This is a genomic window from Bradyrhizobium sp. USDA 3240 (assembly GCF_054063295.1).
Genome location: NZ_JBSSGD010000002.1, coordinates 7,233,901 through 7,259,922, shown reverse-complemented (window position 1 = coordinate 7,259,922; position 26,022 = coordinate 7,233,901). Strand labels below are relative to the sequence as shown.

Annotated in this window: 25 protein-coding genes and 1 pseudogene; 16 read left to right on the top strand and 10 right to left on the bottom strand. The window is 63.8% G+C overall.

Annotation, left to right across the window (positions count from 1 at the left end; all coding sequences use genetic code 11):
- The first annotated feature begins 501 nt into the window (after positions 1 to 501).
- Positions 502 to 2,124 (top strand): inorganic phosphate transporter, encoded by a 1,623-nt coding sequence (locus tag ACVIGA_RS34845; RefSeq protein WP_223970799.1) that lies wholly within the window; start codon positions 502 to 504, stop codon positions 2,122 to 2,124.
- A 231-nt stretch (positions 2,125 to 2,355) separates the two neighbouring features.
- On the opposite strand, the gene ACVIGA_RS34840 is transcribed toward ACVIGA_RS34845, so the two are convergent.
- The gene (locus ACVIGA_RS34840; RefSeq protein WP_456669572.1) at positions 2,356 to 3,264 is read right to left on the bottom strand and encodes a LysR family transcriptional regulator; all 909 of its coding nucleotides are present in this window, start codon (positions 3,262 to 3,264) and stop codon (positions 2,356 to 2,358) included.
- A 138-nt stretch (positions 3,265 to 3,402) separates the two neighbouring features.
- On the opposite strand from ACVIGA_RS34840, the gene ACVIGA_RS34835 reads away from it, so the two are divergent.
- On the top strand, positions 3,403 to 4,584 hold the full coding sequence (locus tag ACVIGA_RS34835; protein WP_456669571.1) for a cytochrome P450: 1,182 nt from the start codon (positions 3,403 to 3,405) through the stop codon (positions 4,582 to 4,584).
- Positions 4,585 to 4,719: 135 nt separating this feature from the next.
- Here the strand turns inward: ACVIGA_RS34835 and ACVIGA_RS34830 are convergent, their stop codons facing one another.
- On the bottom strand, positions 4,720 to 5,892 hold the full coding sequence (locus ACVIGA_RS34830; RefSeq protein WP_456669570.1) for a M20 aminoacylase family protein: 1,173 nt from the start codon (positions 5,890 to 5,892) through the stop codon (positions 4,720 to 4,722).
- A 276-nt stretch (positions 5,893 to 6,168) separates the two neighbouring features.
- On the opposite strand from ACVIGA_RS34830, the gene ACVIGA_RS34825 reads away from it, so the two are divergent.
- Positions 6,169 to 6,594, top strand: a complete 426-nt coding sequence (locus ACVIGA_RS34825) for a hypothetical protein (RefSeq protein ID WP_223970812.1) — start codon at positions 6,169 to 6,171, stop codon at positions 6,592 to 6,594.
- A gap of 106 nt (positions 6,595 to 6,700) precedes the next feature.
- Here ACVIGA_RS34825 and ACVIGA_RS34820 read toward each other — a convergent pair whose 3' ends face one another.
- The 4 genes from ACVIGA_RS34820 to ACVIGA_RS34805 all read right to left on the bottom strand — a co-directional run bounded on the left by ACVIGA_RS34820 (position 6,701) and on the right by ACVIGA_RS34805 (position 11,421).
- A complete protein-coding gene (locus ACVIGA_RS34820) occupies positions 6,701 to 7,327 on the bottom strand; it encodes a pyridoxamine 5'-phosphate oxidase family protein (RefSeq protein WP_456669569.1) in 627 nt (208 codons plus the stop codon).
- Positions 7,328 to 7,431: 104 nt separating this feature from the next.
- Positions 7,432 to 8,769 (bottom strand): amidohydrolase, encoded by a 1,338-nt coding sequence (locus tag ACVIGA_RS34815; protein ID WP_456669568.1) that lies wholly within the window; start codon positions 8,767 to 8,769, stop codon positions 7,432 to 7,434.
- A 40-nt stretch (positions 8,770 to 8,809) separates the two neighbouring features.
- Positions 8,810 to 10,567, bottom strand: coding sequence for an adenylate/guanylate cyclase domain-containing protein (locus tag ACVIGA_RS34810; protein ID WP_456669567.1), 1,758 nt, complete (start codon positions 10,565 to 10,567; stop codon positions 8,810 to 8,812).
- 83 nt (positions 10,568 to 10,650) lie between these two features.
- Positions 10,651 to 11,421 (bottom strand): IclR family transcriptional regulator domain-containing protein, encoded by a 771-nt coding sequence (locus tag ACVIGA_RS34805; RefSeq protein WP_456669566.1) that lies wholly within the window; start codon positions 11,419 to 11,421, stop codon positions 10,651 to 10,653.
- A 169-nt stretch (positions 11,422 to 11,590) separates the two neighbouring features.
- On the opposite strand from ACVIGA_RS34805, the gene ACVIGA_RS34800 reads away from it, so the two are divergent.
- From ACVIGA_RS34800 to ACVIGA_RS34780, 5 genes are all read left to right on the top strand, one after another.
- Positions 11,591 to 12,082, top strand: coding sequence for a MaoC family dehydratase (locus ACVIGA_RS34800; RefSeq protein ID WP_456669565.1), 492 nt, complete (start codon positions 11,591 to 11,593; stop codon positions 12,080 to 12,082).
- Between the two features lie 11 nt (positions 12,083 to 12,093).
- Positions 12,094 to 12,534, top strand: a complete 441-nt coding sequence (locus ACVIGA_RS34795) for a MaoC family dehydratase (RefSeq protein WP_456669564.1) — start codon at positions 12,094 to 12,096, stop codon at positions 12,532 to 12,534.
- A 230-nt stretch (positions 12,535 to 12,764) separates the two neighbouring features.
- Complete coding sequence (locus ACVIGA_RS34790; protein ID WP_456669563.1) at positions 12,765 to 14,072, top strand: MFS transporter; 1,308 nt, start codon at positions 12,765 to 12,767, stop codon at positions 14,070 to 14,072.
- 99 nt (positions 14,073 to 14,171) lie between these two features.
- Positions 14,172 to 15,791, top strand: coding sequence for a GMC family oxidoreductase (locus tag ACVIGA_RS34785; protein WP_456669562.1), 1,620 nt, complete (start codon positions 14,172 to 14,174; stop codon positions 15,789 to 15,791).
- Between the two features lie 7 nt (positions 15,792 to 15,798).
- Positions 15,799 to 16,716 (top strand): alpha/beta fold hydrolase, encoded by a 918-nt coding sequence (locus tag ACVIGA_RS34780; protein WP_375779903.1) that lies wholly within the window; start codon positions 15,799 to 15,801, stop codon positions 16,714 to 16,716.
- A gap of 114 nt (positions 16,717 to 16,830) precedes the next feature.
- Here ACVIGA_RS34780 and ACVIGA_RS34775 read toward each other — a convergent pair whose 3' ends face one another.
- Positions 16,831 to 17,046: a hypothetical protein gene (locus ACVIGA_RS34775; RefSeq protein ID WP_456669561.1), complete on the bottom strand. Its 216-nt coding sequence runs from the start codon at positions 17,044 to 17,046 to the stop codon at positions 16,831 to 16,833.
- 501 nt (positions 17,047 to 17,547) lie between these two features.
- On the opposite strand from ACVIGA_RS34775, the gene ACVIGA_RS34770 reads away from it, so the two are divergent.
- A complete protein-coding gene (locus ACVIGA_RS34770; RefSeq protein ID WP_456669560.1) occupies positions 17,548 to 18,030 on the top strand; it encodes a hypothetical protein in 483 nt (160 codons plus the stop codon).
- A 28-nt stretch (positions 18,031 to 18,058) separates the two neighbouring features.
- On the opposite strand, the gene cax is transcribed toward ACVIGA_RS34770, so the two are convergent.
- A complete protein-coding gene (cax, locus tag ACVIGA_RS34765) occupies positions 18,059 to 19,162 on the bottom strand; it encodes a calcium/proton exchanger (RefSeq protein ID WP_456670951.1) in 1,104 nt (367 codons plus the stop codon).
- A 253-nt stretch (positions 19,163 to 19,415) separates the two neighbouring features.
- On the opposite strand from cax, the gene ACVIGA_RS34760 reads away from it, so the two are divergent.
- The 3 genes from ACVIGA_RS34760 to ACVIGA_RS34750 all read left to right on the top strand — a co-directional run bounded on the left by ACVIGA_RS34760 (position 19,416) and on the right by ACVIGA_RS34750 (position 20,919).
- Positions 19,416 to 19,922, top strand: coding sequence for a Spy/CpxP family protein refolding chaperone (locus tag ACVIGA_RS34760; protein WP_456669559.1), 507 nt, complete (start codon positions 19,416 to 19,418; stop codon positions 19,920 to 19,922).
- Between the two features lie 188 nt (positions 19,923 to 20,110).
- Positions 20,111 to 20,539 (top strand): universal stress protein, encoded by a 429-nt coding sequence (locus ACVIGA_RS34755; protein ID WP_456669558.1) that lies wholly within the window; start codon positions 20,111 to 20,113, stop codon positions 20,537 to 20,539.
- Between the two features lie 113 nt (positions 20,540 to 20,652).
- Positions 20,653 to 20,919 (top strand): hypothetical protein, encoded by a 267-nt coding sequence (locus ACVIGA_RS34750; protein WP_456669557.1) that lies wholly within the window; start codon positions 20,653 to 20,655, stop codon positions 20,917 to 20,919.
- Between the two features lie 108 nt (positions 20,920 to 21,027).
- On the opposite strand, the pseudogene ACVIGA_RS34745 reads toward ACVIGA_RS34750, so the two are convergent.
- Positions 21,028 to 21,420 (bottom strand): annotated as a pseudogene (locus ACVIGA_RS34745) (GFA family protein); the annotation flags it as partial.
- Positions 21,421 to 21,667: 247 nt separating this feature from the next.
- Here ACVIGA_RS34745 and ACVIGA_RS34740 point away from each other — a divergent pair.
- The 4 genes from ACVIGA_RS34740 to ACVIGA_RS34725 all read left to right on the top strand — a co-directional run bounded on the left by ACVIGA_RS34740 (position 21,668) and on the right by ACVIGA_RS34725 (position 24,370).
- The gene (locus ACVIGA_RS34740) at positions 21,668 to 22,621 is read left to right on the top strand and encodes a metallophosphoesterase family protein (RefSeq protein ID WP_097670581.1); all 954 of its coding nucleotides are present in this window, start codon (positions 21,668 to 21,670) and stop codon (positions 22,619 to 22,621) included.
- Between the two features lie 12 nt (positions 22,622 to 22,633).
- Positions 22,634 to 22,957: a cupredoxin domain-containing protein gene (locus tag ACVIGA_RS34735; RefSeq protein ID WP_097670580.1), complete on the top strand. Its 324-nt coding sequence runs from the start codon at positions 22,634 to 22,636 to the stop codon at positions 22,955 to 22,957.
- 94 nt (positions 22,958 to 23,051) lie between these two features.
- Complete coding sequence (locus ACVIGA_RS34730; protein WP_223970994.1) at positions 23,052 to 23,609, top strand: sigma-70 family RNA polymerase sigma factor; 558 nt, start codon at positions 23,052 to 23,054, stop codon at positions 23,607 to 23,609.
- Positions 23,606 to 24,370 (top strand): anti-sigma factor family protein, encoded by a 765-nt coding sequence (locus ACVIGA_RS34725; protein ID WP_223970855.1) that lies wholly within the window; start codon positions 23,606 to 23,608, stop codon positions 24,368 to 24,370. The genes ACVIGA_RS34730 and ACVIGA_RS34725 overlap by 4 nt, the downstream gene beginning before the upstream one ends.
- A gap of 204 nt (positions 24,371 to 24,574) precedes the next feature.
- Here the strand turns inward: ACVIGA_RS34725 and hpnO are convergent, their stop codons facing one another.
- Positions 24,575 to 25,966 carry an aminobacteriohopanetriol synthase HpnO gene (gene hpnO, locus ACVIGA_RS34720; RefSeq protein WP_456669556.1) on the bottom strand — a complete coding sequence of 464 codons (1,392 nt, stop codon included), beginning with the start codon at positions 25,964 to 25,966 and terminating at the stop codon, positions 24,575 to 24,577.
- Positions 25,967 to 26,022 lie beyond the last annotated feature (56 nt).

Genomic DNA, 26,022 nt, shown 5'->3' with positions numbered 1-26,022 from the left:
ATACCTACAACCTTTAATTGATCCGTGGTACTGTGACGTGTTCCAAAGGTATCGGGCGTCATGTTCACGCCATGACGTACCTGAGGCGGGCGCGCTGCGCGGTTTGCTAGCCCCAATCGTGCGGCGCGCCACCTCATCTCGCAATCCTTCCCTCCTCACCCACTTGCTCGCGGCACGCGCCGGCCAGGATTTCCGGTGACCTCGATTCCCGGTGGCGTGGCTTCGCGGGCCCGGCGTCCCACTGCCGGCGTCCTCGCCTCCCACACGTCTCGCCCCACGAAACCCGGACGGTGACTTCAGTCACGATCATTGCGAGATCGGTGATCGTCTGTTGCTGAAGATTGCCACGAGGCCGCGAAGGCCCGTGGACCTTCAATGCCTTGCACAACAATTCGGCGGGATGTCCACCGTTATGGGTCGCCGGTTCATTTCACGGGCCGGATTTCAATTGCCTGTCATATGCATGGATCAAAATCGGAGGCATTGGGACAGGAGTTTACCATGAGCGATATGGCGTTACCCGGCTCGATCGAGCCCGCCCTGAAAAAGGGTCCGGACCTCGACAAGGGCTTCCACCCTATGACGGGGATCATTTATTTGGGCGTGGTCGCGGCCGCGCTGCTGTTCGTTGCCTACAGCATCTATGCCGACGTCGACGCCACCGGCACGCGCGTCACGTCGTTCCTGCCCTACATCATGCTGTTCGTCGCGCTGCTGATCGCGCTCGGCTTCGAATTCGTCAATGGCTTCCACGACACCGCCAACGCGGTCGCCACCGTGATCTACACCCGCTCGCTGCCGGCGCATGTCGCCGTGGTCTGGTCGGGCATGTTCAACCTGTTCGGCGTGCTGCTCTCGAGCGGCGCCGTCGCGTTCGGCATCGTGTCGCTGCTGCCGGTCGAACTGATCCTGCAGGTCGGCTCCAGCGCCGGCTTTGCGATGGTGTTCGCGCTCTTGATCGCCGCCATCCTCTGGAATCTCGGCACCTGGTGGCTTGGCCTGCCGGCCTCGAGCTCGCACACCCTGATCGGATCGATCATGGGCGTCGGCATCACCAACGCGCTGCTGCGCGGCCGCGACGGCACCTCCGGCGTGGACTGGACCCAGGCCGCCGGCATCGCCAAGGCGCTGCTGCTGTCGCCGCTGTTCGGCTTCGTGCTCGCCGCCGGTCTGCTCTACATCCTCAAGGCCGTGCTGGCGCGTGCGACGCCCGCGCTGTTCGGCGAGCCGGTCGGCAACCAGCCGCCGCCGTGGTGGATCCGGGGCATCCTGATCCTGACCTGCACGCTGGTCAGCTTCTTCCACGGTTCGAACGACGGTCAGAAGGGCATGGGCCTGATCATGCTGATCCTGATCGGCACCGTGCCGACCGCCTACGCGCTGAACCGCGCGCTGCCCGCGAACCAGATCGAGCAGTTCGCCGCGCACTCCACCTCGGCCAGCAAGGTCATCGAAGGCAAGGCCGCCGGCTACAACGTGATCGGCAATCCCCGCCCGGCCGTGACCAACTACGTCGCGCAGCACCAGATCAACGAAGGCACCTTCCCGTCGCTCGCGGTGCTGGTGCGTGACATCGGCCAGCAGGTTGCCCAGTATGGATCGCTGGCCAAGTTCCCGGCTGACGCGGTCGGCAACACCCGTAACGACATGTACCTGGCGTCCGAGGCGATCCGCTTCCTGATGAAGGACAAGGAAGCCGAGCTGACCGCGGCCGACGTCGCCACGCTGACCGAGTACAAGGGCTCGCTCGATGCCGCGACCAAGTTCATCCCGAGCTGGGTGAAGTTCGCCGTCGCCATCGCGCTCGGCCTCGGCACCATGGTCGGATGGAAGCGGATCGTCGTCACCGTCGGCGAGAAGATCGGCAAGACCCACCTGACCTACGCGCAGGGCGCCTGCGCCGAGATCACGGCGGCCGCGACGATTGCGGCGGCCGACGGCTACGGCCTGCCGGTCTCAACCACCCACGTGCTGTCGTCGGGCATCGCCGGCACCATGGCCGCCAACGGCTCCGGCCTGCAATGGTCGACGATCCGCAACATCGCGATGGCCTGGGTGCTGACCCTGCCGGCAGCGATGATCCTCTCGGGCTGCCTGTACTACGTGTTCTACCACGTGTTCTGATGCCGACATGATTTCGGCGCGACACCGCGCCGGACAAAGGCCCGCACGTCAGGTGCGGGCCTCTTGCTTTGAGGATTTCCCGTCGTTGCGAGGAGCAACAGCGACGAAGCAATCCATGCCTCCGCAAGCGGTGAGATGGATTGCTTCGCGGAGCCTGTCATCGGGCGCGCGTTCGCGCGACCCGTTGGCTCGCAATGACGAACAAGCCGTAAGCGGCGCGAAGCTGCGTGCTCACGAGGCATAGGCTTTGGCGATCTCGGCCAGCAGGCCGCGCGCCCATTTGTGCAGGCCTGATTTGGCCGTCCGGGCGCTCCAGTACATGTCGATCGAGATCGGCACCCGGAACGGCAGCGCAGCGACGTGCAGGCCGCCGCGCATCGCCCGCGCCAGATGATGCGGAATGGTCGCGACCAGCTTCGTGCCGGCGACGATGCGCTCCAGACTGTCGTGGTTCGGAAGGCTGACCGCGGGCTCGATCTCGATCTCCCTCGCCTTCAGCGCCTCGAGATAAAGCGGCTGCCACTCGCCGCTGTGGGTGATGAAGACATGCTCGGCCTTGGCATAGGCCGACAGCGCGATCCGGCCGCGCGCCAGCGGATTGGCCGGATCCATCACGCAGACATAGTGATCGGTGAGGATATGGCGCCGAAAGAAGCTTTCGCCGACGACCCCGACCGGACCGAGCACGATGTCGCACTGGTTCTGCTTGAGGTGGACGTCGCCATGGCCCGCGGCATCGAGCAGGACGAGACGGACTTTTGGCGCGCAGGCACGCAGCCGTGCACTGAACTGCGGCATCAGGGTCTGCCGTTCATGATAGTTGCAGGAGATCGTCACGCTGCCTTGCGCCGTCGCCGGATCGAATTCGACCGGTGAGGCAAGCCCGTCGATCTCGCCGACCATGTCCCGCGCCCAGGCGACCAGCGCCGCGCAGCGTTCGGTGGCGGTCACGCCATTGCCGTTGCGCACGAACAGGGGATCACCGAGCGCACCGCGCAGCCGCTCGACCGCGTAGCTGATGGTGGACTGGTTGACGTCGAGCCGCTTGGCGGCCGCCGAGAACGACCGCAAATCGTACACCAGCACCAGCGTCCGCAAGGTCCCGATGTCGATCGGATCGATCGAGGAATTGGCCGCCAAGTTGCACCTCCCGCCTTGCTGGCGGCCCAGCCTATCACGATGTCATTGAATATTTCGATGATTGATATCGAGCCCATCGAATTGAGCGATTGCGTCGCCTGGCGCTAGGCTTCGCAAAAAAGCGCCCCGGGAGGACCAATGACCAGCACCGTGCCCATCGTCACCGACATCGCGTATCAGGATCTGCTCGACGACCCCTATCCGACCTTCCGCCGCCTGCGCGAGCTGGCGCCGGCGGTGTTCGTCGAGGCCGCGAAGCTGACACTGGTGACGCGCTTCGACGACATCGTGCGGATCGAGCGCGACCCGGCGACCTACTCAGCCGACAATCCGACATCGCTGGTCAACAAGGTGATGGGGCCGACCTTCATGCGCAAGGACGGCGCCGAGCACGCGATCGGCCGCAAGGCGATCGAGCCCTCGTTCCGCCCGGCCACGATCAAGGAGTATTGGGCGCCGAAATTCACCGCCATCGCGGAAACGCTGATCGATGATTTGTCCGCGGCCGATGAGGCCGATCTGTTTGCGGCACTTGCCGCGCCGATGGCTTCGCTCAGCCTGATGGCGATGATCGGCTTTCGCGCGATGCCGTGGCAGACCCTGGCCGACTGGTCGCAGGCACTGATCGATGGCGCGGGCAATTACGCCGCCGATGCCGAAATCGAGCGCAAGGCGATGCAGGCCAGCGCCGATGTCGACGCCGCGATCGACGCGGTGCTCGACGATCACCGCAGCCACCCCAACCCCTCGATCCTGTCCTCGATGGTCAACGCCGATCCGCCGATGCCGATCGAGGGCATCCGCGCCAACATCAAGGTGATCATCGGCGGCGGACTGAACGAGCCGCGCGATGCGATCTTGACCCTCGTGCTCGGTCTCCTGCAAAACCCGGCGCAGCGGGACAGCGTGCTGGCGAAGCCTGAGCTATGGCCGGCCGCGCTCGAGGAAGCGGTGCGCTGGATCTCGCCGATCGGCATGTATCCGCGCCGCGTCACCCACGATGTCGATCTTTCCGGCACTAGGCTGCCCGAGGGCCTTCAGATCGGGCTCTGCGTCGGCGCCGCGAACCGCGACGGCAATCGCTTTTCGGCGCCCGATTGTTTCGACGTGACGCGACCGAAGCAATCGCATCTGGCGTTCGGCGCCGGACCGCACTTCTGCGCCGGCACCTGGGTGTCACGGCTCACCGTCGGCAAGATCGTGGTGCCGATGCTGTTCGACCGCTTGCGCAATTTGCGCCTCCGCGCGGAGACGCCGCCTGTGGTCCGCGGCTGGGTGTTCCGCGGACCGGTGACGCTGCCGGTGCGATGGGATGCGTGAGCCGGCGCCAAGACCAACGCTCACCGTCATTGCGAGCGAAGCGAAGCAATCCATCTCTCCACTCGTTGAGCAATGGATTGCTTCGTTGCTTCGCTCCTCGCAATGACGTTCGAGGAGTGATGCCAGTAGCGAGCCTTACGCCGCCAGCGCGTCCTCCACGATCTTCACGAAGTACGACGTCCCGAACACGATCGCCTCGTCGTTGAAATTGTAGGCGGGGTGATGCAGGCCGGCGCTGTCGCCGTTGCCGCAGAAGATGAAGGCGCCGGGCCGCGCTTCCAGCATGTACGAAAAATCCTCGCCGCCCATCAGCGGCGGCATCGCATGCACGTTGCCATCGCCGGCGACTTCCTTGGCGATGCGGGTCGCGAATTCGGTCTGCGGCGCGTGGTTGACGGTGACGGGATAGCCGCGCTTGTAGTCGAGATCGATCCGCGCGCCGGTCAGTTGGGCCACGCCCTTGACCACTTCACCGATGCGCTTCTCGATCAATTGCCGGACCTCCGGGGTCAGGGTGCGGACGGTGCCGCGCAAGACCGCGGTCTGCGGAATCACGTTGCGGGCATTGCCGGCGTGGAATTCGCAGATCGAGATCACGGCGGAATCCAGCGGATCGACGCTGCGCGACACGATCGACTGCAGCGCGGTGATTAGTTGCGCGCCGACCATCACCGAATCGATGCATTTATGCGGCCGCGCGGCGTGGCCGCCGAGGCCTTCGATGTTGATATTGACCTCGTCGGTGGACGCCATGATCGGGCCGGAGCGGATCGCGAACGAGCCGATCGGAATCCCCGGACCGTTGTGCATGCCGTAGACCTGCTGGACGCCGAAGCGGTCCATCAGGCCGTCCTTGATCATGGCGGCCGCACCGGCGCCGCCCTCCTCGGCCGGCTGGAAGATCACGACCGCATCGCCGGCAAAATTGCGCGTCTCGGCGAGATAGCGCGCCGCGCCGAGCAGCATCGCGGTGTGGCCGTCATGGCCGCAGGCGTGCATCTTGCCTGGCGTCTTCGAGGCGTAAGGCAGGTTGGTTTCCTCGTGGATCGGCAGCGCGTCCATGTCGGCGCGCAGGCCGATCACCTTGACCTCGCCCTTGGCCGCTCCCTTCTTGCCCTTGATGACCCCGACCACACCGGTCTTGCCGAGCCCGGTTACGACCTCGTCGCAGCCGAATTCTCGCAGCCGGTCCGCCACGAATGATGCAGTGCGGTGCACATCGTAGAGCAGTTCGGGGTGTTCATGGATGTTGCGGCGCCAGGCTTGGATATCGGGTTGCAGATCGGCGACGCGGTTGACGATGGGCATGAGAATTCTGGCCTCAGAGGTTAGACGTAAGTCCTCTCTAGCATGCAAGAGGCGGTCCACCCAACAGATGTGGCATGCCTCGGGCCTGGGGCCCGCATTCGCAAATGGGATGCCGAGTATTCCCCGGCGTAGGGCCGAGTGACCTTACGTCCGTTTGCCAATGTCCGGCCTGAGGGGATCGCATCCGACCAAAGCCTAATAGTGCCGGGGATATCTCATGCGGATACTACTTGAGGTTTCCGCACCGAAATCCTCCTCGAAGAAGGGCGCGGCTGCATGACGCCGGATCAAGCGGTCTTGTTCTCCACCATCATCCTACTGGTGCCGATGGGCTACTTCCTGCTCGCGGCGCCGGCGTTCCTGCTCGTGAAGCTCGACGTCCCGCCCGTCACCCGCCTGCTGCGCGGCATGTTCAATGCCTACTTCCTAGTGCTGACGGTCTCGGGTGTGATCGGGACGCTCGCCTTCGCCGCGGCGGGCCGGCCGGCTGTCGCGCTTGGCATCGCCTTGATCGCGGCCTTCGCGGTGCTGGCACGCCGATGGTTTCTGCGGCGGCTCGACGCCGAGGCGGACGCGCGCGACTCGGGCGATCCGACCGCGGTGCGGCGGCTACGCCGGCTGCATTGGGGCGGAATGCTGTGCAATGCGGTTCAGGTGTTTGTTCTGGTCGGCAGCATTCCCTATATGGCGCCGCTGCCTTGATCGGATTTTGCTCCGCTTAGGGCGCGGACGATTGGAAGCCACGTCCGCTTTGCCCCTGAAGCGCGGCGCAGAGCAATATCCCGCTTCGCGACGGCGAGCCCGCCCGCTATGCGTCGCCTTTCCGATGCGGGTCGTATTTCGAAAGCACGTCCTTGAGGTAATCCCGGCTCTTCCATTCCGGTGCGGGCGGCTCGTAGCCGGGCCGAGGAACGAACGGATTGGCCGGGGCATCCGCTGACGTGCTCATCAGGTCCGGAATGTAGCGCGGGCAATTCGGAAAGATTTCGCATTTGACGCGCACGACAAGCTTCGCGCCATGGTTCCGGGCAAGCGTTTCCGCGCTGTCGTCGATCGTTGCCTTGCCCCGGATGCGCGCGCGAAACGTCTTGCCGTCGAGGCGCACAAACAGCAACCCGACGTTCGGGTTGCGGTGAATGTTGCCGAGCGTGCGGTACATGTTGTTGCCGTCATACTCAGGATATTCGAGCGTGTCGGGCCCGGTGATCTTCACAAAACCGGGATCGCCACAACGCATCGAACAATCGACGTTGTCCTGATAGCTCGTCGCAATGAAAAAGAACCGCGTCTCCTCGATGAGCTTGCGCTCCTGGTCCCAGAATTCGAAGTGCAGGCGATGCTTCTCGAGACCGTCGGCGACGCGACGGCCGTCGAAGCGGTCCTGCAATTCACGCATTCCGTCGTGGTAGAAAGGGGCGCGGACCGGGTCTGCCACGTGACTTCTCCAACAAGTTGATCAATCTATCTGCGAGTCTTGGCACGCCCAGATTGTTCGGCTGAGCGACAGTGAATTTTCTGCGCCTGCCCGGCCGCAGGCGGCTAGTTTCCCTTCGCCTGCCGGTCGAACGCGCTCAGCACGGCCAGCGTCATGGCCTCGACACCGGTCTTGATGGTGGGCTCCGGCACCGGCGCGAACAGCGGCGAATGATTGCTCGGCAATGGCGGGCCGTTGCCCGCTCGGGCTGCGGCGACGCGCTCCGGCTCATAGACACCGATGTTGAAGAACATCGACGGCACCCCGGCACTGACGAATTCCGAATAATCCTCGCTGGGCGTGCCCGGCGGCGAGGTTGCGAACTTGTCGCCAAACGCCGCCTTCAGCACCTTTTCCGCGGTGCCGACCACGTCCGGATCGTTCATCACGGCCTTGGTTCCTTCGGCCAGGTTGATCTCGGGCTCCGGCGCATTCGACATCGCGGCGACCGCCTTTGCCGTCCGCTCGATGCCTGCAAGCATCTTGGCGCGCACCTCCGGCTTGAAGGTTCGAATGGTGCCGAGCAGCACCACATCATCAGGAATGATGTTTGACGCGGTGCCGCCGTGAATTGCGCCGATGCTGACCACGCCGAATTCGGTCGGGTCCTTTTCGCGGCTGATCACGCTCTGAACATCGACGACAAAGCGCGCGGCCATCATCACTGGGTCAATCGTCGCCTGCGGCACGGCACCGTGTCCGCCGCGACCATGGAATTTAATGTAGAGGCCATCGGCGGCAGATGAGCCGATCCCGACGCGATAGCGCACCGTTCCGTAGGCGAACGGGCCGTCGTGCAGGGCGAAGCCGAAATTCGGCTTTGGAAACCTCGTGAACAGACCATCCGCCAGCATCGCCTTGGCGCCCGCCACGATCTCTTCAGCCGGCTGGGCGATGAACATCAGCGTACCGTGCCATTGGTCTTTCAGGCCGACCAGCGTCTTGGCCGTCCCCACCCAGCTCGCCATGTGGACGTCGTGGCCGCAGCTGTGCGCCACGAAGGTTTCCCGTCCCTGCCATGTGGTCTTGTCGTGGCTGGCATAGGGAAGGCCGGTCTTCTCTTCCATTGGCAGCGCATCGAGCTCGGTGCGCACCATGATGGTGGGGCCCTCGCCGTTCCTGTAGATCGCGACCAGCCCGGTCTTGCCGACATGCTCCGTCACCTCGAAGCCCAGCGCCCGCATTTCGGCAGCCAGCTTGGCGGCGGTCTTCTCCTCCTGAAACGCGATCTCGGGGTGGGCGTGAAGGTCCTTGTAGAGCGCGTCGAGTTTCGGATAGTCGGTCTCGACCGATTTCTCGATTGCACCCTTCAGCGCGACGACATCCAGTTCGGCATTGGCCCGTAGCGGCAATGAAGTGCAGAGCGCGGCGGACGCAAGCAGCGTGAGAACAATCTTGTTCATGGCAATCGCTCCAATTCGGCCTCCCGGCCTGCGTATGACCTCATTCCGGCAATCCCGCCTTCCGAAGGCCCTCAATCAGCAGCTTCGCATTTGATTGCCCACCGCGAGCGACCCATTCTGATATCGTAAAGGTGGGCTCTACCTCAAGCAGACGTAACGCCGCCTCACGGGCCTCAGCGTCACGTCCGAGGTGAGCAAAGGCGGATGCAAGACAGCGGTAGGCCGGCGAAAAAGAGGGATTGTGGCGTTGGGCTTTCTTCCCTGCGACGATGGCCTCGTCAAAGCGACGAAGCTCAATCAGGGCGTGCGCCATGCCATTGAAGGTCAAATGTAGCCGTAGGTCTACCGGGCTCATACGCATAGCACGTTCAAAACTTCGGATCGCTTCTTCCTGCAGCCCCGCGACTCTGTAGACCCAACCTCTGTTGGCCCATGCGGGATATGAGTTTGGGTTGAGCGAGACTGCGCGGTCTGCGATTTCAATCGCACTTTCGCAATCGCCGACAAAATATGCCGAGATGAGGCTGACAAATGCCAACGTGTCTGGATCACTGTCGTCGATGCTCAATACCAAGCGAAGGAGCCGAATTGCTTCCTTCCTCTCGAATTGGGGATCGACAGCGTAGCCCCAAAGGACATTGTTCATATGAGAGACACCGGCCAAAGCAGCGGCTCGGCCGAACCCAGAATCGAGCTCCAAAGCGCGTTGCGTCAGTCTTATCGCCTCAGCCAGCCCTGCTCGGGTTGTCATATAGAAATGTTGCAGGGCTCGCAGATAAAAATCGTACGCGGTGAGGTTCTCCGGTCGCCGCCGCGTCGCCATTGCGATTTCTGTTTGAAGCAATTCCGGCTGGATCTCGCAGACCACAGCGGCGGTCACTTCGTCCTGGAGAGCAAAAATATCCGTCAGGTCACGCTCGAATCGGTCCGCCCAAACGTGCGCGCCCGTCACGGCATCAATCAACTGACCCGTGACGCGGACTCTCCCCGACGCCTTGCGCACAGAGCCCTCGAGGACGTAGCGCACGCCAAGTCTACGTCCGACTTCCTTGATGTCGACGGCCCGGCCTTTGAACGTGAAGCTCGAATTGCGGGCAACTACGAACAGCGATTTGAACCGCGAGAGCGCGGTGATGATCTCCTCCACCAAGCCGTCAACGAAATACTCCTGCTCCGGGTCACCGCTCATGTTCTGGAAGGGCAGCACCGCGATGGAAGGCTTGTCGGGCAGCGGCAAACATTTTCCGATCTCGGCGGTTGTCGCCCCGAGCGAACATACGGCCGAGCGCACCGCATAGATCCGCACCGGCCTGTCGATGTTCTTTAGCGATCTTTCCCCTATGTCGTCGAACGAGAACGCGAGCTTTCCCCGCACCTGACGAAACGCGTCTTCGCTGAGGCACACCACACCCGGTTCGCACTCGCTCTCGATCCGCGCAGCGACATTGACGCCATCGCCGAAGATATCGTCGCCATCGATTATGATGTCGCCTACGTTGATGCCAATGCGGAAGGTGATCTTGGGATCGGCTTCGCTATTCCGCTCCGCCATCTTGTCCTGTACCACCACGGCGCAGGTCACGGCCTCCATGGCGCTGGCAAACTCGACCAGCATGCCGTCGCCGGTGGTTTTGACAATGCGGCCCCTGTGTTCGGCGATTGCCGGATCTACCACCTCGCGACGGTGTGCTTTCAAGGCCGCCAGTGTACCGACTTCATCGGCCCCCATCAGGCGCGAGTAGCCGACGACATCCGCCGCCAGTACCGCTGCCAGTCTCCGCTCCACGCGTTCGCCCACAAGCAGAGCTCCCGGCCGATCGATCTGGGCGCATGAAAGCATAACTGCTCGTTCTCATCCAGTAGCGCTCCAAGAGATCCCACCTAGCCCGAGGTGAGCATCTGGCTGCGGATCTCCTGTGCGGTGCGGCGCAGCGGCAGCAGAAATTTCTTGCGCGCGCCGGCCTCGCTGACCGTGCCGGAAATCGTGTTGACGCTGAGCGCCGCGACCACCGTACCGGCCGGATCGCGCAACGGCACGGCGATGCCGCAGATCGCCGGATCGAGCTCACCATCGACCCAGGCGTAGCCGCCGCTCTCGACCCGCGCGAGCAATTCGCCGAGCCGCTCCGGATCGGTCACCGTCCGCGGCGTGACCTGCCTGAAGCCGCCGGTCGCAAGATAGGCCTCGCGGGTGCCGGCCGGCAGCGCCGCGAGCATCACGCGGCCGAGTGACACCAGATGCGCGGGCAGCCGGCTGCCGACACCGAGATTGGCCGACAGGATCCGCCGCGCCGGCAGGCGTAGCGCATAGACGATCTCGTCCTCGTCGAGCACCGCCATCGCGCAGGACTCGCCGATCTCGTTGCGCAAATTCTCCAGCGCGCGCTGCGCATGCGCCCAATAGGGCAATGCATTGAGATAGGACAGGCCGAGCCCGAGCGCGCGCGGCCGCAAGCTGAAATAGCGTCCATCCGAGGCGCAATATTTCAGCGCCACCAGGGTCGCGAGGATGCGGCGCGCGGTGGCGCGGTTGAGATCGGCAGTATCGGCGGCCTCCGCCAGCGTATGCCGGCCCGGCGGTTTGCCGAGCGCCTCGATGATCGAGAAACCGCGCGCGATCGCGCGCACGAAGCCGTCGCTCTCTTTGCTCATGGCGTCATCTTGGTGGGGGCGTCGTTCTGCTCTTCACATCGCAGCCCGCATGGCTGCCTGCACATGACGCGGCGCTGCCCGCTTGTCAGGGGCTCCCGACCGCGCTAGCGTCAATTCACCTAGCGAATTAAATGTTCGCCTAGCGAACTGAATAGCAGGAGGATCCTCGATGGCGCAAGCAGAAAGTTCTGCGGCCACCCCGTTCGAAACCGATTTCTGGAAGGACGCGAAACTGCGCAAGGTGTGGGACGACATTGTCCCCGGCGAACCGCGCAAGACACTGCCCTACCTGCTCATGCAGGACGCGATCGCGCTGTACTGCCGTGCGGTCGGCGAGACCAATCCGCTCTATCTCGACGAAGCGGTCGCGAAGGCCGGGCCCTATGGCGGACTGATCGCGCCACCCGCGATTCATATCCTCTTGATGTTCGCCTGCACCCCGGCCGACGACTGGATGCGTTCGCCCGGCACCGTCAATGCCGGGCAGTCATGGAGCTACAACATCCCTGCCCGCCCCGGCGACACCATCACCCTGCGGGCCCGCGCGCTCGACAAGTTCATCAAGCGCGAGCGGCTGTTCGTGGTGCACGACAACGTCTTCTTCAACCAGCATGGCGACGTGATCTGCTCGGGTCGCGGCCAGACCATCCGCCCGATGTAAGGAGGATCACGATGACCACAGCGAATTTCGACGCTCTCAAGGCCGGCGACACCATCGACGGCCCCGCCTTCGCCGTCTCGCGCGAATCGATCCGCCTGTTCTGCGATGCATCGCTCGACTACAACCCGCTGCATCTCGACGACAACTACATGAAGGGCGATTTCGGCAAGACCAATTTCGGCGGCATCATCATGCACGGCATGAACAATTTCGGCCTGATCTCGCGTATGCTGACCGACTGGGCGCTGCCCGCGGGCGCGATCCATCGCAGGCTCGAGACGCGCTGGCTGAAGCCGGTGAAGCCCGGCGACACCATCCGACCCGCCGGCACCATCAAGGCCAAGCAGACGACCGCGAAGTCGCGCTGGGTGCTGGTCGACGTCGCCGTCCAGAACCAGCGCGGCGAGACGGTCGCGGCCGGCGAAGCGATGCTGGAGTTTTCGGCGAAATAGCGAAGGACACTCGCGGCGAAGTCCAATTCGCCTCGCCCCGCGTGCGGGGAGAGGCCGGAATGCATCGCGAGATGCATTCCGGGTGAGGGGGAGTCTCCGCATGCCTAGCTCTCTTTGACTATGCGGAGACAGCCCCTCACCCCAACCCTCCCCCCGTAAGAACGGGGCGAGGGAGCGCGCTGCCGTCGCCGCACTAACGAACAATCACAATAATCACTGAGGAGACTTTCATGCAGGATGCGGCCCAATCGCGGCTCTATCGACGAATCGCCTGGCGCCTGATCCCGTTCCTGCTGGCTTGCTACACAGTGGCGATCATCGATCGCTTCAACATCGGCTTTGCCAAGCTGCAATTCCTGCACGACCTCAACATCGATGACGCGGTGTTCGGGCTTGCCGCCGGCATCTTCTCGGTCGGCTATGTCGCGCTCGAAGTGCCGAGCAATCTGCTGCTGGTCAGGATCGGCGTGCGCAAGACGCTGCTGCGGATCATGCTGCTGTGGGGCACTGTCACGGTGCTGCTCGCGCTGGTGCAGAACCAGTATCACCTCTATCTGCTGCGCTTCCTGCTCGGCGCCGCCGAGGGCGGCTTCTTCCCGGGCATCCTGTATTACTTGACGCTGTGGTTTCCGGACCGCGTGCGCGGCCGCATGACGAGCTTGTTCGTGATGGCCGTGCCGCTCGGCGGCGTCATTGCGGGACCGTTGTCGGGCCTGATTATGGATCACATGCAGGGCGTCCATGGCCTGCACGGCTGGCAGTGGCTGTTCATCCTCGAAGGCGTTCCCGCCGTGCTGCTCGGCATCGCCGCATATCTTACTCTCGCCGACGGGCCAGATGCCGCAGCCTGGCTCAGCGCCGACGAGCGACGGCGGGTCGCAAGCGATCTCGCGCGCGATCGCGCCGCCGTCCCTGACACGACAAGCAGCTTCGCGGCCGCGCTGCGCGAGCCGCGCGTCTATCTGCTCGCCTTCATCTATTTCGCGTTCTTCTGCTCGCTCAACACCATCCTGTTGTGGATGCCGACGCTGCTCAAGCGCGTCGGCGTGGCGACCACAACCGAGATCGGCTGGCTGAGCGGCGCGATTTCGGTGGCGTCGGCGATCGGCATGGTCGCGATCGGCTACAGTTCCGATCGCACGCGGGAACGGCGCTGGCACGTGGTCGCTTGCGGCCTCGTCGCGGCGGCGTGCTTCATCGCCCTGCAGGCCGCGCAGGGCAGCATCCTGCTGACCGTAACCCTGCTGGCCATCGCCTCGATCGGCATCTTCGCGATTCTCTCGCTGTTCTGGACCATTCCGAACGCGATGCTGGAAGGCAGCGCCGCGGCGGGCGGCATCGCGCTGATCAGCGCGATCGGCTCGTTCGGCGGCGCGGTGTGCCCTGCCCTGATCGGCTGGATGAATGTCGCAACCGGGAGCATCTACGCACCGCTCGCCCTGGTCGGCGCGCTGCTCGCTGTCGGTATGCTGACGCTGATCCTCTGCGTGCCGCGGCCTGGCCCCGAGGTCACATTCGCGGAGCCCAGCCGTCCCTGATCATCCAGCGCAAGCCCGGCGCCGTCGGCCGGGCTTGTCTCGACTGGCTGCGTCTGACTAATAGGAGCCCAACAGAAGACGCTTGCCGGGAACGAAGACATGCCGCGAAGGCTCGAGGGTGATTTCGACTACATTATCGTCGGCGCAGGCACGGCGGGCTGCATCATGGCCAACCGCCTGTCGGCCGATCCGAAGAAGCGCGTGCTGCTGCTGGAAGCCGGCGGCAAGGACAACTGGATCTGGTTTCACATCCCGGTCGGCTATCTCTTCGCGATCGGCAATCCGCGCTCGGACTGGATGTTCAAGACCGAGGCGGAGCCAGGTCTCAACGGCCGCGCGCTCGCCTATCCGCGCGGCAAGGTGATCGGCGGCTCGTCGGCGATCAACGCCATGATCTCGATGCGCGGCCAGGCCGCCGACTACGATCACTGGCGGCAGCTCGGCCTCACCGGCTGGAGCTATAGCGACGTGCTGCCGGCATTCAAGCGGCTGGAGGATCACTTCCTCGGCGAGAGCGAGCATCACGGTGTGGGCGGCGGCTGGCGCATCGAGGCGCCGCGGCTGTCGTGGCAGATCCTCGATGCGGTCGGCGATGCCGCCGAGGAGATGGGCATCAAGCGCATCCCGGATTTCAACACCGGCGACAACGAGGGCACCAGCTACTTCCACGTCAACCAGAAGCGTGGGCGGCGCTGGTCGTCGGCGCGCGGCTTCCTCAAGCCGGTGCTGAACCGCAGCAATCTCAGGCTCGAGACCGACGTGCTGGTCGACCGCCTGATCATCGAGAGCGGCAGCGCCGCCGGCGTCGAGTTCCGCCAGGGCAATGAGACGGTAGAGGCGCGCGCCAAGGGCGAAGTGATCCTCTGCGCCGGCTCGATCGGCACCACGCAGGTGTTGCATCGGTCCGGCATCGGCCCGGCCGAATGGCTGTCGCCGCTCGGCGTCGACATCGTGGCTGACGTGCAAGGCATCGGCCATAATCTGCAGGACCATCTGCAGCAGCGCGCTATCTACAAGGTATCGGGCGTGCGCACGCTGAACGAGACCTACTACAATCTCGTGCGCCGCGGCCTGATGGGCCTCGACTACGCATTCCGTCGCCGCGGCCCGCTGACCATGGCGCCGTCGCAGCTCGGCATCTTCACGCGCTCGGACGAGACGCGCTCGCGCGCCAACATCCAGTTCCATGTGCAGCCGCTGTCGCTGGACAAATTTGGCGACCCGCTGCATCGGTTCCCCGCGATCACCGTGAGCGCCTGCAACCTGCAGCCGACCTCGCGTGGCACGGTGCGGATCCGCTCGACCGCGCCCGACGACAAGCCGTCGATCGCGCCGAATTACCTCTCGACCGAGGACGACCGCCAGGTCGCGGCCGACGCGATCCGCACCACGCGCAGATTGATGAAGCAGAAGGCGCTGGAGCAATATCATCCCGAGGAGTTCCTGCCCGGTCCCTCGGTCGGCGACGATGACGCCTCGCTCGCCAAGGCCGCCGGCGACATCGGCACCACGATCTTCCACCCCGTCGGCACCGCGAAGATGGGAACGGCCAACGATCCGATGGCCGTGGTCGACGAGCGCCTGCGCTTCTACGGCCTCAACGGCCTGCGCATCGCGGATGCCTCCGTGATGCCGACCATCACCTCCGGCAACACCAACACGCCGACCGCGATGATCGCCGAGAAAGCCGCGGCGATGATCCTGCAGGATGCGCGATAGAACGACGATGAACTCCAGCAAGCGCATTCTTGTTGGCGATGCCGGCGCGCAGATCGCGCTGGCACGATGGGGCGAGCCGGCCTCCGGCAAGCCACCGGCGCTGCTGCTGCACGGCACCGGCTTTGTCGCCGAAGTGTGGACCGAGGTCGCCGAGGCGCTCGCCGCCGACTACACCGTCTATGCGCTCGATCGCCGCGGCCATGGCCTGAGCCACAAGCCGGCGGCCGAGCGCTATCAGTTCCAGGATTTCGCCGACGATGTCTGCATGGTGGTCGAACGCCTCGATCTCCGTGACATCTACGGCATCGGTCACAGCGCCGGCGCGACCGACCTGATGCTCGCCACGAAGCTGATGCCGGACCGCTTCTTGCGGCTGTTCGTGACGGAGCCGACCGCGATGGATCCGCGCACGCCGCGGAGCGGCGGCCTGAGCGAGATCGCGAACGCATCGGTGCAAGGCGTGTTGCGTCGCCGCGCCGAATTCGACAATTCCGACGATTTGTTCCGGCGATTGCGCGCCGCGCCGGCGTTCGCGCCGTGGACCGAGCCCTCGCTGTGGGCCTATGTCCGTCACGGCTTTGCGCGGCTCGACGATGGCCGCATGCGGCTGCGCTGTACGCCCGAGATCGAGTCGGCACTGCTCGGGCCGATCTTCCAGGCCATGGAGCAGATCTACACCGGCGATGCGCGCGGCAATCCGTTCCCGTGGTTCTCCGAGATCGCCTGCCCGATCCGCATCGCCACGGCCGAACAGTCATGGCCAGTCTACAAGGAGATGGCCGACCGCGCCGCCGCCCTGATCCCGCACGCCAGCCGCTGGAGGTTCGACGGCGTCGGGCATTGCGTCGCGCAGGAAGCGCCGGACCTAATGGTTGCGGCGATCAGAACGTTTGCCGAGCGCGCGGGCCGCGACACCTTCTCATAGGCGCGCTACGTTCGCATCGACCTCGAAAGCCGAAGCGAGATGGGTCCAGGCCAGGTTTGGGCTGGACCTGGACGATACTGACCAGTTGCGCGCCGATGGCAGCCGAACGTCACGTCATCGTCGATCGTCGAGTTGCTTCACCGAATAGACCGGTGCGCGCACCGGCTGGATCGTCAGCCGATAGGCGATCAGGTTGGTGCCATCAAATGCTTCAAGCAAATAGCCGCAAACGGGACAGTGATACTCACCTTTGGCGCCGGGTTCGGACCACAGCTCCAACCGCCGGAAACCTGCGCCACAGCACGCGCACGTTACATCCGCTTTCCGCACGTTCGTTCTCTCCCCGAGGCGATGCCAACTGTGCAAGAACACGGCCAAAGCGATCGAGATTGGAGAGACGCCCCGCAGAATGTTGCCTGCGAGGCTGATGTCTCCGAGCCCGTCCTCATCATCGCCGCTGCAAATCGCGGGGTTCCGGCGCCACAGAACACCTCGGATCGAGGTTGGTTCAACTATTCCGACTGCGCACGGCCGCAAGCGAAAAAACGTTGGTGAACTCGGCAATGGATGGGGCTGTCGCCTGACTGAGAGGTGACACGACAAGTCACGTAACCTCCGAAGTCCGGCATTCTAAGCAGGGCCGCTTCGACAGCAAAGTGCAGATTGTGCCGGAGGAGATTTGAAAGCAGGCGCCTGTCGCGGTTGCGCGAAGGCGCCCGCGGAACCCGGCATCTCGAACGCGATTGCGTTCCGTTGATCTACGTCAACCCGGCGCCCTTGGCATGATGCTGCTTCAGGGTTCGCAACCTCGTCCGCTAGGGAGGACACGCCATGCTTCGTTGCATCCTCGCCGCTCTGGCAGTTCTGCTCCTCGTTGCTGTCTGCCTCGTTCCTGATGACGCCTATGCCCGCCGTGGAGGCGGCGGTTTCCGTGGCGGCGGAGGCGGCGGATTTCATGGCGGTGGGATGCGTGGCGGCGGCATGCATGCCGGTGCCGGAAGGATGCATGCCGGAAGGATCCATGGTGGAGGATATCGCGCCGCCGGCCGCCCGCGCCCCTCACACCCGATCGCCGGCCGTCCGGGCTATCCGGGCCGACCGATTGCAGGACGCCCCGGCCGCCCGGTCGCCGGCTATCCCGGTTATGGCGGCGGCTACTATCGACCAGGCTGGGGCTATGGTGCTGCTGCGGCGGCCGGCGCCGCGGCCGCGGCTGGCGCGTACTATGGCAGCTATGGCTACTACGGCAATCAGGGCTGCTATCATGATCGATACGGTCAAATGATCTGCCCGCAACAGCAGTATCAATACTGATCCGGCTGGGCAGTCGTTGGATGGATGATCAAACCGCAGCGTGCGATCCCGGCGGCACCATGTACAACGTCATGGCAAAGATCGCATAGATCAGCACGAGCAAGGCGCCAATGAACCATGCCGACCGTCCGCTATTGGTGATGAAGCAGGACGTCACGGAGGCGATCATGACCATCGTCACGGCACCCGGCCAGAACTGCAAGTCCATCGGCTTCGGACCGATGACATAGCTTAGAAGAACCAGCGCAGGCGCAACGAACAGGGCGATTTGCGAGGCGCTTCCGAGCGCGATGCTGACGCTCATGTCGAGCCGGTTCTTGCGCGCCGCGGAGAATGCCACGGCCATTTCTGCTGCGGCGCCGACCAGCGCGACGATGATGAAACCGACGAACGCCGGGCTCAATCCCAGCGTCTCGCCTGCTTTCTGCACCGAACTCACGAATATCTCGCTGACCAGGGCGACCAGCACCGTGACGGCGAGAAGCGTACCCAACGCAAGTCCGATCGGCCAGCCGGCGCCGCCGGTCTCGCCGTGCTCCTCGCTTGCGAACAGCTCCTTGTGGGTCTTGAGCGAGAACAGCAGGCCCAGCCCGTAGGCACTCATCAGCAGCACGGCGAGGCCTGTGCTGAGAGCGAGCGCCATGGCTTGGCCGCCTGCCGGATCAAGGTCGGCGACGGCTGAGGGGGCGAGCAGCGCAATCGTGGCCATCAGCAGCAACGCCGCGTACATCCTCCCGCCGGCTCGATTATACTCCTGAACATGATGGCGGAGCCCACCGAGCAGGAACGATGCGCCAAGCATGAAGAGCGAGTTGGTGACGATGGCACCGGCGATCGATGCCTTGACCAGCATGTATTCTCCGGCGTGTAACGCTGCGATCGCGATGATCAGCTCGGTCAGATTTCCCAAGGTTGCGTTGAGCAAGCCTCCGATCGCATCGCCCGTTTTCTCCGCGACGCTCTCCGTCGCGTGGCTGAGAAGGGCAGCCAATGGCACGATGGCCAGGACAGCGAGCACAAACAGCGCCGTATGGGCGGACGGAGCTGCCGTTTCGACCGCCAGCACGATCGGTACGAAGATCAACATCCAGAGCAGTGGATTATGTCGTATTTCCTTGAGCAGAAGGTGCATGGTACCGCCCGGTCGAAACGACTTGGACAGCACCTTTTGATCACCACGGACCGCTCGATCTTGATCTAGCTCAATCCGTCACCGTCGTCCCACCGGCCACCGCTGAGCCACGCCGGCCTACGCGAAGTCCCGCGGCATTTCCCGAACGGTCAGAAGTGCGTCCATATTTCCCTTTGACATAGATCAACCCGCGGCTGACCAGATCGTGTGTCTCTTCTCGCGGACATCCGCGATAGCAGCTCAGGAGTTTGCAATGACGAGGAACGCAGCCGCCGTAGCGATTGCATTTTTGGTGACAACCTCGTCTCTCGCCTTCACAGCAGAGACATCCCCGACTGTCGGCGTAGCGTCACCCAGCGCCGCCGACCTCAAGAGCCTGACCGACATGCGCGTCGGCATCGTCAAAGCCGCCCTGCAACTCACCCCCGATCAGGAGAAGTACTGGCCGGCGATCGAGGATGCGATCCGCACGCGGGCGAAAAATCGGCAGGCCCGGCTGGAGCGGATTGCCGAATTGCACGAGAACGGTGCGATGGACGGCCTTCATGACGGCAATCCGGTCGAGATGATGCAACGCAGGGCGGACCGGCTGATTCAGCGCGGGACCGACCTCAAGAAGCTCTCCGATGCCTGGGAGCCGCTGTACAAGACATTGAGCGATGACCAGAAGCGAAGGATGGCCTTCGTGTCGTTCGCCGTCATGCGCGGCATGCGAAATGCGATCGAGCAGCACGGCGGTCCGGAAGACGAGGACGAATAGGCCCTGGATGGCGCAGTGCTGTTCGCACAACATTCCGCAGCGCCGGGTTGCCTTGCCGAGGCTTCTCAAGCGTTCGGGCCGCGACGTGACGTTCTTGCTGCCTCGTGCAGACGATCTCTTCAAGTTTCGCCTTCCGTCCTGCGTCGCTCTTCGCTTGCGAATTCCTGAAACACCACGGGAGTTGAAGCATGTACCGGCATATTCTCATTCCGACGGATGGATCGGAACTAGCGAAGCACGGCATCGCCCAAGGGATGGCGCTCGCAAAATCCATCGGAGCCAAGGTCTCCGTGATTTTCGCCGTGGAGCCGTTTTCGGAACTGACGGGGCATTTCCGCGAGACGATCGCCAACTATGCCGAGATGCGCAAGGAGCAGGCCACGAAAGCGCTGAACGACGCAGCGAATGCGGCCAGAGAGGCCGGCATTCCCTGCGAGACGGTGCTGGCGGAGAACGGACAACCCCACCAAGCGATTATCGCGGCGGCCGCGGACAGGGGTTGCGATCTCATCGTTATGTCGTCGCACGGACGCAGCGGACTCTCCGTGCTTCTGATCGGCAGTGTGACAAACAAGGTGCTGGCGCAGGCAAAGACCCCCGTGCTGGTTTGTCCGTGAATGATCGGGCGCTCGACGAATAAGAGCGTCAGCGCGCAGCGCCCGCCAAAAGAAAGCGCCGTCCCCTTGCGGGGACGGCAGAAGCCACTCACGCAGTACTGGAACGTTTATTAGTGTTCGCCATGGTGCTCGGCGTGATGCCGGCTGGCCTCGGTGTGGTGATGCTGGGCATGGCTGGCGTGACCATGGGCACTGTGGGCGTGATGCGCCGCCTTGTGGTGATCGCCGGCTTCGTGGTGCTTGGCGGCTTCGCGATGATGACGCGCCGCGTGTTCGTGGTGCTCGGCGGCCTTGTGGTGATGCTCAACGCCTGCGTGGTCGCTCATGAAGATCTCCCGGTGTGGCGAATGAAGTCTGCCATTCTTATGCAGGAGCGCTGACACTATGCTGACGGCTGCAAGACAGCTTTGTTGCGGCCGTTCATCTATGTTGCGGCGCCTCGCCATGTTGCGGCGCGCATCAGCGCCGCTGCGCCCGTCGGCGGCCGGTCATTCCTGCGACGGATAGCGCTCGATGGTCGGCAGCTCATGCACCGCTTCCATCCAGCGCAGTCGCTCCGCGACCTGGATATGCATCGTGGCCGGCACTGCATCGGGATCGTCATAGGTGCCGCTCTGAATGTCGATCAAGCCGGGCAACATGTTGCCATTGGTGTAGAAAAGCCCGGTGCCGCAATTCGCGCAGAAATGCCGTCGGCCATGCTCGGAGGACCGGTAGATGGTGGGCTGCCCCTTGGTCATCTTGACCATGCCTTCAGCGACCATCACCCAACCGACCATCGGCGCGCCGGCATGGCGTCGGCAATCGGTGCAGTGACACAGCGCATGGACGACTGGTTCCCCGGTCACCTCGTAACGAACCTCGCCGCAGTGACAGCCGCCGGTGACCTCCGATCAGTGGTTTGCCGGGGTCGATAGCGTTGCAGGCCCCACGCCTTCAATGGCGCATCTTGCCCTTGCGTCCACCTGTCGCGCCGGCCACATGGCTGCCCATGACGCCGTCGGCTTTCCGGCTCTCACGAAATCGTCATCCCGGCCCTCAACCCCCTCCAAAGCCGCGGGAATAAACCCTTAGGCCCGCCGATCACCTCCCCGGAAACCCAATCCTTGGGCCCATGGGAGACTTGTCATGAGCGGACACGATCACGATCACCACGATGAAGAGAAAGGCGTCAGCCGACGCAAGGTGCTGGAATGCATGACCTGGGCCGGCACCGGCGTACTCTGGACGGTCACCGGCGGCGTGCCGCATTCGCTCGGCATCGTCGGCTCGGCGGCCGCAGCTGAAGCTGCCACCGGCATGACCTTCATGCAGATCAGCGACAGCCATGTCGGCTTCGACAAGCCGGCCAACCCGAATGCCATCGGCACGCTTGAAGAGGCCATCAACAAGGTCCGGGCGATGCAGGTCAAGCCGTCCTTCATGATCCACACCGGCGACATCACGCATCTGTCGAAGGCATCCGAATTCGATGATGCCGACCGCATCATCTCGCAGGCCAAGCTCGACGTGCATTACGTGCCGGGCGAGCACGACTTCATCGACGAGGAGGTCAAGCTCTACAAGGAGCGTTACGGCAAGGGCACCAAGGGCCCGGGCTACTACTCCTTCGACGCCGGCGGCGTGCATTTCGTCGGCCTCGTCAACGTCGTCGACCTCAAGGGCGGCGGCCTAGGCAATCTCGGCAACGAGCAGCTGGAATGGCTCGAGAACGACCTCAAGGGCCGCTCGAAGTCGACGCCGATCGTGCTGTTCGCCCACATCCCGCTGTGGACGGTCTATCCGCAATGGGGCTGGGGCACCGAGGACGGCGCACGCGCGCTCGAATACGTCAAGGGCTTCGGCTCGGTCACCGTGCTCAACGGCCACATCCACCAGGTGATGCAGAAGGTCGAGGGCAACGTCACCTTCCACACCGCGCGTTCGACTGCCTTCCCGCAGCCGGCACCGGGTGCCGCCCCCTCGCCCGGCCCGATGAAGGTCGAGGATGCCAAGCTGCGCAGCATGCTCGGCGTCGCCAGCATCAACTTCAAGCAGAACAGCCAGCCGCTGGCGATCATCGACACGCCGTTGCAGGGCTAAGGGACGAGACCGATGAGTTCGATCAATCGACGCGACTTCGGTATAGCCGTGGTCGCAACCATGCTGCTTCCAGTCACGGCGGCCCGCGCCGAAGATACCGCGGTCCACATCGACAACTTCTCGTTCGCGCCGAACCCGCTCGACGTGAAGGTTGGGACCACCGTGACCTGGACCAACCGCGACGACATCCCGCACACCGTGGTGTGCGCGGGCAAGTTCCGCTCCAAGACCATGGATACCGACGGCACCTTCTCGTTCACCTTCACGGAGCCCGGCGAGTACAAGTATTTCTGCTCGCTGCATCCGCACATGACAGGCAGTATCAAGGTTGGGTAACGTGACCACCCATACAATCACAGCGATGCCCGGCCGGTGGCCCTCCGCCCCCGACCGGGCACAAGCCGTTTCTCGACATGCCGGGCAGGACACGATGGTTGTCAAAGCGTCGCAAGACGATCCCGAAAAGGCGCGGCGTTTCCGCGAAGCCGCGCTGCCGTACCTTGACGACGCCTACACCCTGGCACGCTACTTGTTGCGCGATGCCGCCGACGCCGAAGATGCGGTGCAGGAATGCTATCTGCGCGCCTTCAAGCATTTCGACAGCTACCGTGGACCCGCGATGAAGCCGTGGCTGTTCGCGATCCTGCGCAATGTCTGCCGCGCCGAATATGCCCGCCGCAAGACCGCCCCCACCGCGGTCGAGGAGCTGCCCGAGGGCGGCGATCAGACCCCGCTGTGGAATGAGGCGCCGGAGACACCGGAAAAGCAGCTGCTGCGCCGTTTCGACGGCGACACCGTGCGCAAGCTGGTCGCGGCGCTCGCCGAGCCGTTCCGCGAGACCTTTGTGCTCAGGGAAATCCAGAATCTTTCTTACCGCGAGATCGCCGATGTCGCCGCCGTGCCTGTCGGCACCGTGATGTCACGCCTCGCACGCGCCCGCGCCATGCTGCGATCGGCCTGGCTCGCGGAACAGGAGCAAGTGAAATGAACTGCGAGGAAGCCGAAGTGCTGGTCCACGCGCTGATCGACGGCGAACTCGACGCCGGCCATGCGCGCGAAGTGGAAGCCCATATCGAGGGTTGCGCGCATTGCGCCGCCCTGATGAAGGAGTATCAGGAGATCCGCCAGGCGATCGCCGAGAGCGACGTGCGCTACAAGGCGCCGCTCGAGCTGCGCCGCAAGATCGAGAAATCATTGCCGCAGCCGCAGGCGGCGCCGACCCGGCGCTCGGTGCTGCGCGGCTTCGCGATGGGCTCCGCCGTGTCGGCCATGGCCGCGACCGGCCTCGTCGCGATCGTGCTGCGCAATGACGACGAGCAGCGCGTCGAGAACGAGGTGGTGTCGGCGCATCTGCGCTCGCTGCAGGCCGGCCACCTCATCGACGTGGTCTCGACCGATCAGCATACGGTCAAGCCCTGGTTCAACGGCAAGCTCGACGTCTCGCCGCCGGTGATTGATCTCACCGCGCAGGGCTTTACCCTGATCGGCGGCCGGCTCGACTACGTCAACGCCCGCGAGATCGGCGCGGTGGTCTACAAGCGCCGCCAGCACGTCATCAATTTGTTCGTGGCGCAGACCGCGAGCACCGAACGGAAGTCGGCGAAGATCTCGACCTTGCAGGGCTTCAACATCCGGCGCTGGAGCGACCGCGGCCTGAATTACTGGGCGGTCAGCGACCTCGGCGCCGATGAGCTGACGGAGTTCGGCGACAAGTTCGAGAGCGCGATGCACGCCAACAAGGAAGGGTGAGTAAAACGGTCACGCCTCGTCATTGCGAGGAGCGACAGCGACGAAGCAATCCATGCCTCCGCTTTGGTGCGATGGATTGCTTCGCTTCGCTCGCAATGACCAAATCTTGTAGCCCGGATGGAGCGCAGCGCAATCCGGGAACAGTCTCGCAAAGATCGAGAACGCCGGATTTCGCTTCGCTGCATCCGGGCTACAGGATCGAACTCACGCCGACTTGCGCACCGCGTTGTCGACCAGCGTCTTGCCGAGCGACCAGATCGCGCCGGGCACCTTGTGGCTGCCGGCGATCACGTCGTCGAACGACTTCTCGATCCAGCCGCAATCCTCTTCGGTGATCATGAGCGGCGGCAGCAGCTTGATGGTGTGGAGGCCGTGGCCGGCGACCTGGGTCAGGATCTTGTGATCCTTGAACAGCGGCACCGTGATCAGCTGGCAGAACAGGCCCTTGTTGGCGGTCTCCAGCAGATTCCACGACGCCTTGAGCCGCAGCGATTTCGGCGGACCGAACTCGACGCCGATCATCAGGCCCTTGCCGCGGACTTCCTTCATCAATTCAAAGCCGGGCACCATGCGCGTCAGCGCAAGGCGGAGCTCGGCGCCGCGTTTGGCGGCGTTCTCGACGAGCTTCTCGGCCTTGATGACATCGAGCGTGGCGATACCGGCAGCCATCGCCAGATCGTTCTTGGCGAAGGTCGAACCGTGCACGACGGCGCGATCCATCTGGTTGAAGATCTTGTCGAAGATGTTCTTGCGCGTCAGCAGCGCGCCGATCGGCACGTGGCCGCCGGACAGTGCCTTGGCCAGCAGCACCATGTCGGGCTCGATGCCCCAATGCTCGATCGCGAGGAACTTGCCGGTCCGGCCAATGCCGGTCTGGATCTCGTCGGCGATGAACAGCGTGCCGTATTTGCGGCACAGCGCCAGCGCGCCGGGCAGGAACTCGTCGGTGGGCATGTTGACGCCCTTGCCCTGGATCGGCTCGACGATGAACGCGCCGACCTGGCGCGACGACAGCGCTTTTTCGAGCGCCTCGAGATCGTTGAAGGGGATCGCGGTGCAGCCCGGCAGCAGCGGCTCGAAGCCGCTGCGGAAATTCGAATCATCGGTCAGCGACAGCGCGCCGTAGGACAGGCCGTGGAACGAATGCCCGCAATAGACGATACCAGGACGGCCGGTGGCGCCGCGCGCGAACTTGATCGCCGCTTCGACGGTTTCGGCACCGGAATTGGCAAAAAACACCTTGTCCAGATATGGGACATACTCCAGAAGCCGTTCCGCGAGCACGCCGGCCAGCGTCGAGACGTCGAGCTGCACCAGATTCGGCAGATCGGCGTCGAGCACGCTCTTCAGCGCCTTGCGCAGGTCCGGATGATTGCGGCCAATCGCAAAAACGCCAAATCCGCTCAATAGATCGAGGTAACGAGCCCCCTGACGATCGAAGAGGTATTGGCCTTGCCCCTTCTGGAAGCCGACGTCATAGCCGATGGTCTTGAGGACGCGAACGAGCTGCTCGTTGAGGTGACGCGTGTGCATGGCACCGCGCTGCCCCTCGCGCTCCACAAATATCTCGGAAACGTCTAAATTGGAACTTACCATTCGTTACATACGTCGGTTGATGGCCATCTCGTCAACTTAAAACGCTCGCTAGCGGC

Coding starts and splice junctions, on each gene's coding strand:
- ACVIGA_RS34770 (WP_456669560.1), top strand. CDS start 17,548: ATGCTTCGTTGCATCCTCGCCGCTCTGGCAGTTCTGCTCCTCGTTGCT.
- ACVIGA_RS34755 (WP_456669558.1), top strand. CDS start 20,111: ATGTACCGGCATATTCTCATTCCGACGGATGGATCGGAACTAGCGAAG.
- ACVIGA_RS34815 (WP_456669568.1), bottom strand. CDS start 8,769: ATGAACAAGATTGTTCTCACGCTGCTTGCGTCCGCCGCGCTCTGCACT.
- ACVIGA_RS34795 (WP_456669564.1), top strand. CDS start 12,094: ATGACCACAGCGAATTTCGACGCTCTCAAGGCCGGCGACACCATCGAC.
- ACVIGA_RS34785 (WP_456669562.1), top strand. CDS start 14,172: ATGCCGCGAAGGCTCGAGGGTGATTTCGACTACATTATCGTCGGCGCA.
- ACVIGA_RS34735 (WP_097670580.1), top strand. CDS start 22,634: ATGAGTTCGATCAATCGACGCGACTTCGGTATAGCCGTGGTCGCAACC.
- ACVIGA_RS34760 (WP_456669559.1), top strand. CDS start 19,416: ATGACGAGGAACGCAGCCGCCGTAGCGATTGCATTTTTGGTGACAACC.
- ACVIGA_RS34805 (WP_456669566.1), bottom strand. CDS start 11,421: ATGAGCAAAGAGAGCGACGGCTTCGTGCGCGCGATCGCGCGCGGTTTC.
- ACVIGA_RS34830 (WP_456669570.1), bottom strand. CDS start 5,892: ATGCCCATCGTCAACCGCGTCGCCGATCTGCAACCCGATATCCAAGCC.
- ACVIGA_RS34845 (WP_223970799.1), top strand. CDS start 502: ATGAGCGATATGGCGTTACCCGGCTCGATCGAGCCCGCCCTGAAAAAG.
- cax (WP_456670951.1), bottom strand. CDS start 19,162: ATGCACCTTCTGCTCAAGGAAATACGACATAATCCACTGCTCTGGATG.
- ACVIGA_RS34835 (WP_456669571.1), top strand. CDS start 3,403: ATGACCAGCACCGTGCCCATCGTCACCGACATCGCGTATCAGGATCTG.
- ACVIGA_RS34825 (WP_223970812.1), top strand. CDS start 6,169: ATGACGCCGGATCAAGCGGTCTTGTTCTCCACCATCATCCTACTGGTG.
- hpnO (WP_456669556.1), bottom strand. CDS start 25,966: ATGGTAAGTTCCAATTTAGACGTTTCCGAGATATTTGTGGAGCGCGAG.
- ACVIGA_RS34730 (WP_223970994.1), top strand. CDS start 23,052: ATGGTTGTCAAAGCGTCGCAAGACGATCCCGAAAAGGCGCGGCGTTTC.
- ACVIGA_RS34800 (WP_456669565.1), top strand. CDS start 11,591: ATGGCGCAAGCAGAAAGTTCTGCGGCCACCCCGTTCGAAACCGATTTC.
- ACVIGA_RS34780 (WP_375779903.1), top strand. CDS start 15,799: ATGAACTCCAGCAAGCGCATTCTTGTTGGCGATGCCGGCGCGCAGATC.
- ACVIGA_RS34740 (WP_097670581.1), top strand. CDS start 21,668: ATGAGCGGACACGATCACGATCACCACGATGAAGAGAAAGGCGTCAGC.
- ACVIGA_RS34790 (WP_456669563.1), top strand. CDS start 12,765: ATGCAGGATGCGGCCCAATCGCGGCTCTATCGACGAATCGCCTGGCGC.
- ACVIGA_RS34725 (WP_223970855.1), top strand. CDS start 23,606: ATGAACTGCGAGGAAGCCGAAGTGCTGGTCCACGCGCTGATCGACGGC.